This is a genomic window from Pseudomonas sp. NBRC 111138 (genome assembly GCF_001320835.1).
GTDB lineage: Bacteria > Pseudomonadota > Gammaproteobacteria > Pseudomonadales > Pseudomonadaceae > Aquipseudomonas > Aquipseudomonas paracarnis.
On the sequence record NZ_BCBO01000137.1, the window covers coordinates 1 to 12,073 of the forward strand.

The 12,073-nt window shown below is 59.5% G+C and carries 11 protein-coding genes and 1 tRNA gene; 5 read left to right on the top strand and 7 right to left on the bottom strand.

The annotated features are described in order from the left end of the window. Positions 1–38: 38 nt before the first annotated feature. Positions 39–848, bottom strand: a complete 810-nt coding sequence (locus APH41_RS23535; RefSeq protein WP_034128111.1) for an AraC family transcriptional regulator — start codon at positions 846–848, stop codon at positions 39–41. A 162-nt stretch (positions 849–1,010) separates the two neighbouring features. Here APH41_RS23535 and ddlA point away from each other — a divergent pair, with 162 nt between their 5' ends. Continuing rightward, on the top strand, positions 1,011–2,108 hold the full coding sequence (gene ddlA, locus APH41_RS23540) for a D-alanine--D-alanine ligase (protein WP_054921786.1): 1,098 nt from the start codon (positions 1,011–1,013) through the stop codon (positions 2,106–2,108). A gap of 22 nt (positions 2,109–2,130) precedes the next feature. Here ddlA and APH41_RS23545 read toward each other — a convergent pair whose 3' ends face one another. The 6 genes from APH41_RS23545 to APH41_RS23570 form a co-directional block, all read right to left on the bottom strand. Continuing rightward, entirely contained in the window at positions 2,131–2,445 is a 315-nt protein-coding gene (locus APH41_RS23545; RefSeq protein WP_019817027.1) for a DNA-binding transcriptional regulator, read from the bottom strand. Then, a complete protein-coding gene (locus APH41_RS23550) occupies positions 2,432–2,752 on the bottom strand; it encodes a hypothetical protein (protein ID WP_019817026.1) in 321 nt (106 codons plus the stop codon). The genes APH41_RS23545 and APH41_RS23550 overlap by 14 nt, the downstream gene beginning before the upstream one ends. 194 nt (positions 2,753–2,946) lie before the next feature. Beyond that, positions 2,947–4,776: a gamma-glutamyltransferase gene (gene ggt, locus APH41_RS23555; protein ID WP_054921789.1), complete on the bottom strand. Its 1,830-nt coding sequence runs from the start codon at positions 4,774–4,776 to the stop codon at positions 2,947–2,949. Positions 4,777–4,814: 38 nt separating this feature from the next. Next, positions 4,815–5,594, bottom strand: coding sequence for a PhzF family phenazine biosynthesis protein (locus APH41_RS23560; RefSeq protein ID WP_054921791.1), 780 nt, complete (start codon positions 5,592–5,594; stop codon positions 4,815–4,817). Between the two features lie 128 nt (positions 5,595–5,722). After that, a tRNA-Met gene (locus APH41_RS23565) sits at positions 5,723–5,799 on the bottom strand. Between the two features lie 235 nt (positions 5,800–6,034). After that, positions 6,035–6,586 carry an RNA polymerase sigma factor gene (locus APH41_RS23570; protein ID WP_054921793.1) on the bottom strand — a complete coding sequence of 184 codons (552 nt, stop codon included), beginning with the start codon at positions 6,584–6,586 and terminating at the stop codon, positions 6,035–6,037. 263 nt (positions 6,587–6,849) lie between these two features. Here APH41_RS23570 and APH41_RS23575 point away from each other — a divergent pair, with 263 nt between their 5' ends. The 4 genes from APH41_RS23575 to APH41_RS23590 all read left to right on the top strand — a co-directional run. Then, positions 6,850–7,905: a TyeA family type III secretion system gatekeeper subunit gene (locus APH41_RS23575; RefSeq protein WP_054921795.1), complete on the top strand. Its 1,056-nt coding sequence runs from the start codon at positions 6,850–6,852 to the stop codon at positions 7,903–7,905. Beyond that, entirely contained in the window at positions 7,902–9,995 is a 2,094-nt protein-coding gene (sctV, locus tag APH41_RS23580) for a type III secretion system export apparatus subunit SctV (RefSeq protein ID WP_054921797.1), read from the top strand. The genes APH41_RS23575 and sctV overlap by 4 nt, the downstream gene beginning before the upstream one ends. A gap of 37 nt (positions 9,996–10,032) precedes the next feature. Next, a complete protein-coding gene (locus tag APH41_RS23585; RefSeq protein WP_034128103.1) occupies positions 10,033–10,938 on the top strand; it encodes an FHA domain-containing protein in 906 nt (301 codons plus the stop codon). After that, on the top strand, positions 10,935–12,073 hold a 1,139-nt coding region (locus tag APH41_RS23590), incomplete at its 3' end, for a FliI/YscN family ATPase (RefSeq protein ID WP_054921800.1). The genes APH41_RS23585 and APH41_RS23590, both read left to right, overlap by 4 nt.

Here is a 12,073-nt window from a genome sequence, read left to right on the forward strand (position 1 = left end):
GCCAGCTCCCACAGTTTGAACGTATTCCAACCCAGTACTCAGCGTCCGAGCATTTTCACCCAACGCGATGGCGGCATGCCGTAGGTGCTGCGAAATTGGCGGGTCATGTGGCTTTGGTCGGTGAAGCCTGCGGTCATCGCCGCATCCACCAACGATTGGCCCTGGGCCAACAAGTGGCGCACCAGGTCCAGTCGGCGCATGGTCAGGTAGCGGTAGGGGCTGGTGCCGAATAACAAACGAAAATCCCGCGATAACGCCCACCGGTCGCGGCCGGCGTGGTCGGCAATTTCATCCAGGGTGATGCTGCGGCCCAGGGCGCTGTGGATGAATTCACGGGCGCGTTCGGCCGCGATGTAGTCGAAGGATTTACGGCGGATGATGGCCCCGGACGCAGCGCTCAGCGCGTGGGCCAGGTCGAACAGGGCGTCTTGCTCTTGCATCGGGTCAATCGGGCAATCCAGGCTTTGCAGCAACACTTCGCTGGCGCGGTGCAGCCGTGGGTCGGTGGACAAGCCGCCGGGGATAAACGGCAACGGCTGCCCACCGAGGATCTGCTGGATCAGCGCCGGCTCCACATAGATCATCCGGTACTTGAAGCCTTCATCGCTGCCGGCACGGCCGTCATGGGTTTCATCGGGGTGGATCACCATGGTGGTGCCGGGCAGGCTGTGGGTTGTGCCGCCGCGATAATGAAAACTCTGTACGCCGAACAACGTGCGCCCTATGGCGTACGTGTCATGGCGATGAGGGTCGAAGGCGAAGCCGGCAAAGTACGCCTCGATACGGTCAAGGCCACTGGCGTGGGGCGCGCGGTGCAGCCAGTCGAGGGAGTGGATGGGGTTGCCCATGGTGACTTGTCACAAAAGGAAGTGGAAACACGTTAACTGAGTCTGCACCGGTTGTCTGCTGGGGTCTTGTACGATTGTGCAGGTGTGGGGCAATGCACATCGGGTAGCGAATCGCTAACCACCCATGGTAAGAAGCCTTACTTTCAACAGTGAGGCCGGGTCATGAGCAAGGTGCGGGTAGGGATTATTTTTGGTGGCCGTTCGGCTGAGCATGAGGTCTCGCTGCAATCGGCGCGCAACATTGTCGATGCCCTTGATCGCTCACGCTTCGAGCCGGTTTTGATCGGTATCGACAAGGCCGGTCACTGGCACCTCAATGACACCTCCAATTTCCTGCTCAACCAGGAAAACCCTGTGCTCATCGCCCTCAACCAGTCCAACCGTGAATTGGCCGTGGTGCCCGGCAAGGCCAACCAGCAAGTGGTGGAAACCTCCGGGCAGGGCATGCTGGAACACATCGACGTGATCTTCCCGATTGTTCACGGCACCCTCGGTGAAGACGGTTGCCTGCAAGGCTTGCTGCGCATGGCGGACTTGCCCTTCGTCGGTTCCGACGTGCTCGGCTCGGCGGTGTGCATGGACAAAGACATCAGCAAGCGCTTGCTGCGCGACGCGGGCATTGCGGTCACGCCGTTCATCACCCTTACGCGAGCTAATGCGGCGCGCACCTCGTTTGAAACGGCCGCTGGCAAGCTCGGTGTGCCGATGTTCGTCAAGCCCGCCAACCAGGGTTCGTCGGTGGGGGTAAGCAAAGTCGGCAGCGAAGCTGAGTACCGCGCTGCCGTTGAACTGGCGTTGGGGTTTGATGAGAAGGTGCTGGTGGAGTCCGCCGTCCAGGGCCGTGAGATCGAATGCGCCGTGCTGGGCAATGACGAGCCCATCGCCAGCGGTTGTGGCGAGATCGTGGTGAGCAGTGGTTTCTATTCCTACGACAGCAAATACATCGATGGCCAGGCTGCTCAGGTGGTGGTGCCGGCGGCGATCAGTCACGAAGCCAGCGAACGGATTCGCAGCCTGGCCATTGAGGCGTTTGAAGTGTTGGGCTGCGCCGGGTTGGCGCGGGTGGATGTGTTCCTGACGCAGGACGGCGAAGTGCTGATCAACGAGATCAACTCACTGCCCGGTTTTACCCGCATCAGCATGTACCCCAAGCTGTGGCAGGCGGCAGGCATGAGCTACAGCGAGCTGGTGAGCCGGTTGATCGAGCTGGCGCTGGAGCGGCATGCGGGGCGCAAGGGCTTGAAGATCAACCGCCAGTGATTGGCCCGAAGCAGTAACGCGATCAGGCGTTACTGAGTACTTCGCGAAAAACGTCCGGCCTTATGGCCGCAATATGCAGTAGCGAACGTGCTGCTCCGGAAGGTGCGCGACGCCCTTGCTCCCATTCTTGAAGGGTTCTTACTGACACGCCCAGAAGCTCGGCAAATTTGGGTTGTGAGAGCCCTGTCTTGCTTCTTGCTTCGGCAGCCTGAGTGACCTCAACGTGCTGCACGGCACCGTAACGTCCCGCTTTGACATCCTGAATGGCTGTGAGTAGTTCTTCGCCTATATTGCGTTTGGCGTCACGTTCCTTCAGTTCTTTATCAGTGAGTGGCATGGTTCATTTCCTTTGCGATTTTGTACAGGATATGTGCCGGAATATTCTCCGTGGCGCTCTTGCCATAAATCAGTAGCGCGACGACTGCTCCGCACTCCAGTTGTGTGGTGTAGATGACCCGCACTGATCCACTTTTACCCCGGCCCTCCATGCTCCAGCGTATCTTTCGGCAACCTCCCGAGCGCGGAATGACATTTCCAGCATCAGGATGGCTGGCGAGAAACGCCATGAAGATACCTTTTTCATCTTCAGTCCAATAGTCAGGCCATTGCCTGCTGAAGAGAGGGGATTCTATGAGAGTGAACACGCGAAATTCTACGTCCTTGACGTAGCCTCTGGCAAGAAAGAGCGGGCCAGAAAATCGCAGGTGAGATGGGGCTGCTCAAGAAGGTTTTTATCGCAAAAGATGACATGGCACTTTGAGTTTTGGCGCTCCGCGTAGGATTTAAGGCGTAAGGTTGCAGGTCTTTTTTTATAAGCCTGTACGGATAGATCAACACCTTAATCACCCAACGCCTCACCTTCACGCCGAGGATCAGCGCCACCACTGAGCGTCACCTTGCCCTGGGCATCCCGTGTGCGCACGATGGCCTGCACGCCGCTGGTCATCTCGATCTCGCTCAGGGCGTGGCCCTTGTCCTTGAGCACCTGTTTCAGCGCCGGGCTGAACAGCCCAGCTTCCAACTCGGTAGCACCATTGCGACTGCCGAAGTTAGGCAGGCTGATGGCCGCCTGCGGGTCGAGCTTCCAGGCGAGCATGGCCACCAGGGATTTACTCACGTACTCGATGATCTGCGAGCCGCCGGGGGAGCCGACGGTAGCCAGCAGTTCGCCTGTCTTGCGGTCGAACACCAGGGTCGGCGCCATGGCCGAGCGTGGGCGTTTACCCGGTTGTACGCGGTTGGCCACAGGCTGGCCGTTTTCTGCGGGGATGAACGAGAAGTCGGTCATCTGGTTGTTGAGCAAAAAGCCCTGGACCATCACGTGAGAGCCGAATGCCGCTTCAACCGTGGTGGTCATCGACACGGCGCCGCCCTGGTCGTCCACCGCCACTACCTGTGAGGTGGAGATGCGCAGCGGCGAGCGGTCTGGTGCGTACGCCACCTGAATACCGGCGGGTTGGCCGGGCTTGGCGATGCCCATGCTGCGCTCGCCGATCAGCGTGGCGCGTTGTGCCAGGTAACCTGGCGCGACGAGGCCGGCGACCGGGACGGGGGTGAAGTCTGCATCGGCCACGTACAGCGCGCGGTCGGCAAAGGCCAGGCGCCCGGCTTCGGCGAGCAGGTGCACGGCCTCGGGTGTCGGCTCAAGCCCGGCCGGCGAAACACTCTTGACCGGTGTCATGGGGGCGATGGCCAGGCGTGGGTCGCGGGTTTCCAGCGCCTGCAATATCCCCAGGATCTGCGCCACGGCAATCCCGCCCGAGGACGGCGGTGGCATGCCGCAGACCTTCCATTGTTTGTAGTCGGTGCACAGCGGTGCGCGCTGCTTGGCGGTGTAGCCCTTGAGGTCGGCCTGGGACAGGCTGCCGGCATTGCGATGGCCCTGTACCTTGCGTGCGATTTCATCGGCAATCGGGCCTTGGTATAGCGCATCCGGCCCTTCCTTGGCGATGCGCTTGAACACCGCGGCCAGTGCCGGGTTTTTCAATCGTGTACCGGTGGCTTTTGGCGAGCCGTCGGCATTCAGGAAGTACGCCGCCATGTCGGGTGATTGCGCGATAAAGCGGTCAGCGGCGATCAAGCTGTGCAAGCGTGGGGAAATGGCAAAGCCTTGCTCCGACAGACGAATTGCCGGCTCGAACAGCTTGGCCCATTGCAGGTGGCCGCTCTTTTTGTGCGCCATCTCCAGGGCGCGCAGTACGCCCGGCGTACCCACCGAGCGCCCGCCAATCTGCGCATCCGTGAACGCCATCGGCGTACCGTCGGCCTTCAGGAACAGACGCTCTGTCGCCCCGGCCGGTGCTGTTTCACGGCCGTCATAAGCCTGCACCTGTTGTCCATCCCACAGCATGATGAATGCACCGCCGCCGATGCCGGACGATTGCGGTTCCACCAGAGTCAATACCGCTTGCATGGCAATCGCCGCATCAATGGCTGAGCCGCCTTGACGCAGCATTTCACGCCCGGCTTCAGCGGCCAGTGGGTTGGCGGCGGCGGCCATATGGCGCTCGGCGTGGCGGGTGCTCAGGTCGGTGCGATAGCCCGAACCCAGCTCTGGCGCCGCAGGCTGTTCGTTGACGGGCGTGTGGCAGGCTGCGAGGGCCAGGGTTGCGGCGATGACTGTCAGGCTGCGGCGGGAAATCAAAAACACGCGCTGAACTCCGTTCATGTTGAGAAGGTGCTGTGGTCCTTGGGCTACTGCGTTTTTTACAGGTAAATTGTGCCTTGCATGTACAGCACGGCCTTGCCGGAAATAATCACCCGGTCACCCTGGAGTTCACAGCGCAACTGGCCCTTACGCTGGCCGCCTTGTTCGGCGCTCAATTGCGACTTGCCCAGGCGCTCGGCCCAGAACGGTGCCAGCGAGGTGTGCGCCGAGCCGGTAACCGGGTCTTCATTGACGCCCACATTCGGGCCGAACCAGCGCGAGACAAAATCAAACCGCGTGCTCTTGGCGGTCACCGCAATACCGCGTTTAGGCAGGCCTTTGAGTCGCGCAAAGTCCGGTGCGAGGGTCGCTACCTGCGCTTCATCTTCCACCAGCACAATATAGTCGTCGGTGCCAAACACCTCGGCGGTTTCAAGCCCCAGGGCACTCAACATGCCGTGGGGCGGCTCGCAGCGTTCGGGTTTCTTTGCCGGAAAATCCATCGCCAGCTCATCGCCGTTGCGCGTTACCCGCAACTCGCCGCTACGGGTGGCAAAGCGCAGAACCTGCGGGGCGTCCGCCAACTTGTGAATCAATACCCACGCGGCTGCCAACGTGGCATGGCCGCACAGGTCCACCTCAACTTCCGGCGTGAGCCAGCGCAACTCATAGAACTCGCCACGGGGTACAAAGAACGCGGTTTCCGAAAGATTATTCTCGGCCGCAATCTGCTGCAGTTGCTCGTCGGGCAGCCACTCGGTGAGCGGACACACTGCTGCCGGGTTGCCGCCGAAGGGATGGTGGCTGAAAGCGTCGACTTGGTAGATGTCCAGTTGCATCGGGGGCACTCCGTGTTCAGGGGAGGCTGGACACTAACAGTGGGGTAGGGGGGCGTCAAAATACAGTTAGGGAGTTTTTTGCGCGCATAAAAAAACGGCCTACCTTTCGGTAAGCCGTTTTTAGTACTTGGTGGCTACACAGGGACTTGAACCCCGGACCCCAGCATTATGAATGCTATGCTCTAACCAACTGAGCTATGTAGCCAAGTGGCGCGCATTATTCGCTTGGAACGGCAATGCGTCAAGCGTTTTTATTGAATTTTTTTCTACGCTTTCAACTGTTTAAGCCAAAGCCCTGGTTTTGGCGACGGGCGGTGACGAATGCGTTGTGGATGAGGGGAGTGGAAGCGCTTGGCGTCTTCGAAGGTTTACTCGCAGGCCATGTCCGACAATGTTGGGCAGATATCCCTGTCGCCCAACACGTGACTGGCTAACTCAACTTACCGATGCAGTGGGGAGTGGGTGACGCGCTTGAGCTGTTCGCGGGCCCGTGACAAGCGCGAGCGCACGGTGCCGATAGGAATGTCCAGTACATCGGCGGTGTCCTGGTAACTGCCGTCGGTTTCCAGCGAGGCGTACAGTGTTCTGCGCATCTCGGTCGGCAAGTGGTCAATCGCACTCAGGGTATTTTCCAAGCGCCGGTTGACTTCGAACTCCCAGTCCAGGCTGTGGTTTTCTTCATGGCCATGCCACAGCGACTCGTCGAATTCGCAATGTGCAGGCTTGGCATACAGGCGCCGGAAGTGATTGCGGATCAGGTTCTGCGCGATGCCGCACATCCAGGTACTGAGTGTCGCGGTACCACTGAAACGTTCGCGATTGCGCCAGGCCTCCAGGTAAGTCAATTGCAAAAGATCATCCGCGTCTTCCGGGTTCAGGACCCGTTTGTGAATGAAACGGCGAAGTTTTTTCTGTTGATCGTCTGTCAGATGGAGCATGAATTGAGGCGAACTGCCACCAAGGTGAACGAGGGCTTCAATAGGGATATTCATGATTTTTCCTTAAGGTAGACGCAGTCGAAATAGTTTCGGCGGTTACCTCTTTTGCACTGCCTGTGCCAAAGGAGAATCATTGTGTAACCATATGATTTATATAAATAAATACGTTATGGTCGTGGTGGTTTTGTGCAGTAATTTGCAAAAGGCACCAGGGACCTGTGCGGGTTTTTTCATCTTGTTGGATGAGTGAGTTTCAGTGGAACCATCTGGGCGGGCCTGACCACATATGGACACTCTCTTCCTGTACTGGCCTGCCCATGAAAGTCGAATCTACCAACGAAGTGCCAATGACCCCGCGGGTGGAACTCCCCACCGCTAGCCCGGCCGCCAAACCTGAGCCAGGCCAAGGTGTCGATGATCTTTCTCTGCACTTCAGTCAGGAGGTGGAATCCAGCAGTCGTACGTTGGATAAGCGTGTAATTGACGTGCGTGTGCCTCCTGTCCAGGTGCTCGCGCAGCTCTATGAGCAGTTGGGGCATCCGGCCCAGGAAAGCTTTGCCGCGGTAGTACGTCGAATCAGGCAGAAATTACTCACGCAACCCAGCATCGATACATTGCTGGAGCTCACTGGCGGTGATCCGGCGCGCACCTTCGTGGTACTCAAGGCGGTGTGCGGGCAGGCCGAGGCCGACGTGCGCAACTCCGAAGCCGACCTGGCGCGGGATGCAATTGCCAAGCTGGAGATCCGCTTCAAAGGGGAGATCCAGGCGGGCCTGAATATTGCCATGGCCTTGCATAAGAAGAGTGGCGATCCAGAAGAGCTCCAGGCGCTGCGCGCGCTCTATTACGCCAGTGTGGTGACACGGCAATCCCTGGCGACCATGATGCACGCGCTGCTCGGCATCTACAGTGACGACCGTTTTGCACATGGGTTGAAAATGATGTCCAGCGCCCTGACGGCCGACATTGCCGCCCATGTGTCCTCCGTCCCTACGGCAATGTTGCGCACCTTGCTGACAGGACTGGGCAAATGTGGCGCATTGAGCGGGGTGTTATGCAGCTGTCGTGAGCTGATTCAGAACCTTGCAATCGAAATGCATGCGGTAAGCCTGCTGCGACGCATGCTGGGTTATGCAGACACCGGCATCGTGACAAATGAAGTCATGCGCCTCGCTGAAGATATGGGGGCCAGCACATCAAAACTCGTGTCTCTCAATGCGCTTTATAAGCTGTTTCAAAAGTTGCCCGAGGCCTTGTGGCCGGATAGCAAATCACGCCAAGAGGCGCTGCACAATTTTCTGCTGGTGATGGACGAGCTTGCTCGCCTCGAACGCATACGCCCTGGTTTTCCTAATTCGACTATCCTGGCGTGAGCGTGCTGTCCACCCTCAACGGTGTACTGCTCAAGGTGGCGCAGCGTGCCGAGGTCTTGGGCGCGGTGGTGATCATGGCCATTGTGTTCATTTTCATCGTGCCGCTGCCTACCTGGCTGGTGGACATTCTGATTGCGCTGAATATCTGTATTGCCTGCCTGTTGATCATGCTCGCGCTTTACTTGCCCGGGCCTTTGGCGTTCTCTTCCTTCCCGTCGATTTTGTTGCTGACCACCATGTTCCGCCTGGCGTTGTCGATCGCAACGACGCGCTTGATCCTGCTCGAACAGGACGCCGGCGATATCGTTGAGGCCTTCGGCAATTTCGTAGTGGGCGGCAACCTGGCTGTTGGGATGGTGATCTTTCTAATCCTGACCCTGGTCAACTTTCTGGTGATCACCAAGGGCTCTGAGCGGGTTGCCGAAGTGGCGGCGCGCTTCAGCCTGGACGCAATGCCGGGCAAGCAGATGTCCATCGACAGTGACTTGCGTGCCGGCTTGATTGACGGCGTGCAAGCGCGGGACAAGCGTGAGCAGTTGTCCCGCGAGAGTCAGCTGTTCGGGGCCATGGATGGTGCCATGAAATTCGTCAAGGGGGATGCCATCGCGGGGTTGATCATCGTTGTGGTCAACCTGTTGGGCGGCTTCTCCACAGGTATGTTCCAACATGGCTTGAGCGCCGCCGACTCAATGGCGCTGTATTCGGTGCTGACGATTGGCGATGGTCTGATTGCGCAGATACCGGCGCTGTTGATCTCTCTCACCGCCGGCATGATCATTACCCGCGTGGCACCGGAAGGGCGCAAGGGCATCACGAACATGGGCGCCGAGATCGCACGCCAGATGACCAGTGAGCCCAAGAGCTGGATGATCGCCTCGGTGGCCATGCTTGTGTTTGCGATCGTGCCTGGCATGCCGACCCTGGTGTTTATTCTGCTGGCGATGATGACCGGCGCCTTGGGTTATTACCTCGACCGTCGGCGCCGACGTGAAGCGCAGCCAGAAGCCGAAGCCGTCGAAGCCGTGCGGCCTGAAGAAAATGGCAAAGAGGATCTGCGCGGGTTTGATCCGTCCCGGCCCTATCTGCTGCAGTTTCCCTCGGCTTTGCGCGGCACGCCTGAGGTGACCGATCTTATTCACGGAATCCGTCAGGTTCGAAATTCCCTGGTTGCCAATATTGGCCTGACGTTGCCGCCGTTTGAAGTCGAGATCGATGACTCGCTGGACGATGATGAAATGCGCTTCTGCGTCCATGAGGTACCCATGGTCAAGGCGTCGGTGGTCCAGCACGTTGCCGTGGAGCGCAGCGCCCTGACGGTTGAGCCTGAGCATGGCGTACCGGGATTGGCCGAGCGCAATGAGCAGGATTGGCTCTGGCTGCCACCCGACGACCCACTGCTCAATGACGCGCAGTTGGAGCGCTTCACGGCGACGAGCCTGATCGTCGACCGCATGAAGAAGGCGATGATGCTCAGTGGGCCGCAGTTCCTGGGGATTCAAGAGAGCAAGTCGATCCTCAGTTGGCTTGAGAACAACCAACCCGAGCTGGTGCAGGAACTGCAACGCATCATGCCGATCTCGCGCTTTTCGGCGGTGCTGCAACGCCTGGCCAGCGAAGGGGTTCCGCTGCGCGCCGTGAGGTTGATTGTCGAATCGCTGATCGAATATGGCCAGCACGAACGCGAGCCGGAAGCACTGGCTGACTATGCGCGCATTGCCCTCAAGTCGCAGATCTACCACCAGTACAGCGAGGCCGATGGGCTGCATGCCTGGCTGTTGTCACCGCATACCGAAAACATCCTGCGCGAGGCGCTGCGCCAGACCCAGACCGGGGTGTTCTTTGCACTCGACGGCGATAATAGCGCTGCGCTGGTCAACCTGCTCAACCAGGCCTTCAGTGCACGGGCAAAAATAAAAAGTGTGTTGTTGGTGGCGCAAGACTTGCGCAGCCCCTTGCGCACCTTGTTGCTTGAGGAGTTCAACCATGTGCCGGTGTTGTCTTTCGCCGAGCTGGGAAGCACTTCCAAGGTCAAGGTGCTGGGGCGTTTTGACCTTGGCCAGGATGAGTTGATGCACGGGACATTGGCATGAACACAGCGCTACTTGCAGAGTACGGGGGGACGTACTGATGTTCGAACTCCGAGTGTTGGATGGTTTGCATCAAGGGGCCGCGCTGCCTCTGTTTGGTGAGCAGTGGAGCCTTGGCGCCAACGCGGACGCTGATCTCTTGCTGGATGATCCCGGTATCGCCGAGCACCACGCGCGCCTGCTATTGCTCGAAGGGCGCTGGTCGGTGCAGGCTGAAGCGGGGCTGCTGAAAAACGGCGATGGGCAAATGTTGGCGCAGATCGGCGATCTGGCACTCAACACGCCGTTTATGATTGGCCCCGTCAGCTTGTGTGTCTGCCCTGCCGATCATCCTTGGCGGCAGGCATCGGTGCTCAAGCCGCCCCGGCCGGCAACGGAGCCCTTGCCCCAGGCGCCATTGCCGCTGACGCTGTCTTCCATTCCCTTGTTGCAGCAAAAACGCTTGGTCAGCCTGGTTCTGCTATGCGCCGTGATCATCGCTGCGGTCGGCATTATCTTCAGCGGTGAGCGTGAGGCCCAGGCATCGCTGATGCCGGCGGTCATTCAGAAACCCGGGTTGGACTCACCCGCTGAGGTGCGTCAGCAACTCATGAAGATGCTCAACGAACGTGAATTGCTCCAGCGCGTCAGCTTGCAGATCGTCAATGGTCAGATTGCCCTCAATGGTGTTGTTTCCCAGGATGAAGTGGAACTGATTGCGCGCATGCTCGACCGTTTTGCCGAGCAATTCGACACTGTGGTGCCGGTGCTCAGTCGCGTACGGGTACGCGAAGGCAGGCTACCGTTCAAGATCTCGCAGATAGTGGGTGGCCCGAATGGCCACGTGGTGCTGGAGGAAGGAAGCCGCTTATTCGTGGGTGATGAAGTGGATGGCCTGCGCCTGGTTTTGATCGATAACAGCAAAGTGGTTTTTGACGGCGAGCAACGCTATGAGGTGGGCTGGTGAAGGGGTCGCTGCAGGAGCGTCTGGAGGCCTGGCAACTGAACCAGTCACAGGCGTTGAGCAGTTTCGCGCCGGTGACAATGCTCGGTCGTATCCAGCGCGTGAACGGCATGCTGCTGCAGTGCCGGTTGCCGCAGGCACGTATTGGTGACCTATGCAAAGTCGAAAAAGGGCCGGGCGACTACATGCTCGCCGAGATCATCGGGTTCGATCAGCGCGATGCGGTGCTCAGTGCCCTGGGCAACCTTGAAGGCGTGCGTGTAGGCGCCAGCGTCGAGCGGTTGGGGGTTCCGCATCAGGTCCGGGTCGGTGATGAGTTGTTGGGGCAGGTGCTGGATGGTTTTGGCCGCCCGATTGCGGGCGATGGTGTGAGCGCGTTCGTGGAAGCGGACACCCCTGGGGCGACCACAGTGTTATGCGAGGCGCCTCTTCCTACCGAACGGCCGCGGATCAACCGCGCACTGGCTACGGGGGTGCGCTCGATTGATGGCCTGATGACCCTGGGGGAGGGCCAGCGTGTCGGGCTGTTTGCCGGAGCCGGTTGTGGCAAGACCACCTTGTTGGCCGAAATCGCCCGTAACGTGGAGTGCGATGTGATCGTATTCGGTCTCATCGGGGAGCGGGGCCGGGAACTGCGCGAGTTTCTCGATCATGAACTGGATGAGCAGTTGCGTGCCAAGGCCGTGTTGGTGTGTGCAACCTCCGACCGCTCAAGCATGGAGCGCGCGCGTGCCGCGTTCACGGCAACTGCGCTGGCCGAAGGTTTCCGGCGCAAGGGCCAGCGGGTGCTGTTGCTGATCGACTCTCTGACCCGTTTTGCCAGGGCCCAACGTGAAATCGGCCTGGCTGCCGGTGAACCCTTGGGGCGCGGTGGTCTGCCGCCGTCGGTCTACAGTTTGCTGCCACGTCTGGTGGAGCGTGCCGGCTTGACCCGTGAAGGCGTGATCACGGCCATCTATACAGTGTTGATCGAACAGGACTCCATGAACGATCCGGTAGCGGATGAGGTGCGCTCTCTGCTCGACGGTCATATCGTCCTGTCGCGCAAGCTGGCCGAGCGCGGCCATTACCCGGCGGTCGATGTCCTGGCCAGCCTTTCGCGGATTCTAAGCAATGTTGCCGAGCCCGTGCATATCCG

Bases quoted from the DNA above. Each gene is read 5' to 3' on its own strand.
- ddlA (WP_054921786.1), top strand. From the start codon at position 1,011: ATGAGCAAGGTGCGGGTAGGGATTATTTTTGGTGGCCGTTCGGCTGAG.
- APH41_RS23545 (WP_019817027.1), bottom strand. From the start codon at position 2,445: ATGCCACTCACTGATAAAGAACTGAAGGAACGTGACGCCAAACGCAAT.
- APH41_RS23535 (WP_034128111.1), bottom strand. From the start codon at position 848: ATGGGCAACCCCATCCACTCCCTCGACTGGCTGCACCGCGCGCCCCAC.
- APH41_RS23575 (WP_054921795.1), top strand. From the start codon at position 6,850: ATGAAAGTCGAATCTACCAACGAAGTGCCAATGACCCCGCGGGTGGAA.
- APH41_RS23570 (WP_054921793.1), bottom strand. From the start codon at position 6,586: ATGAATATCCCTATTGAAGCCCTCGTTCACCTTGGTGGCAGTTCGCCT.
- APH41_RS23560 (WP_054921791.1), bottom strand. From the start codon at position 5,594: ATGCAACTGGACATCTACCAAGTCGACGCTTTCAGCCACCATCCCTTC.
- APH41_RS23585 (WP_034128103.1), top strand. From the start codon at position 10,033: ATGTTCGAACTCCGAGTGTTGGATGGTTTGCATCAAGGGGCCGCGCTG.
- ggt (WP_054921789.1), bottom strand. From the start codon at position 4,776: ATGAACGGAGTTCAGCGCGTGTTTTTGATTTCCCGCCGCAGCCTGACA.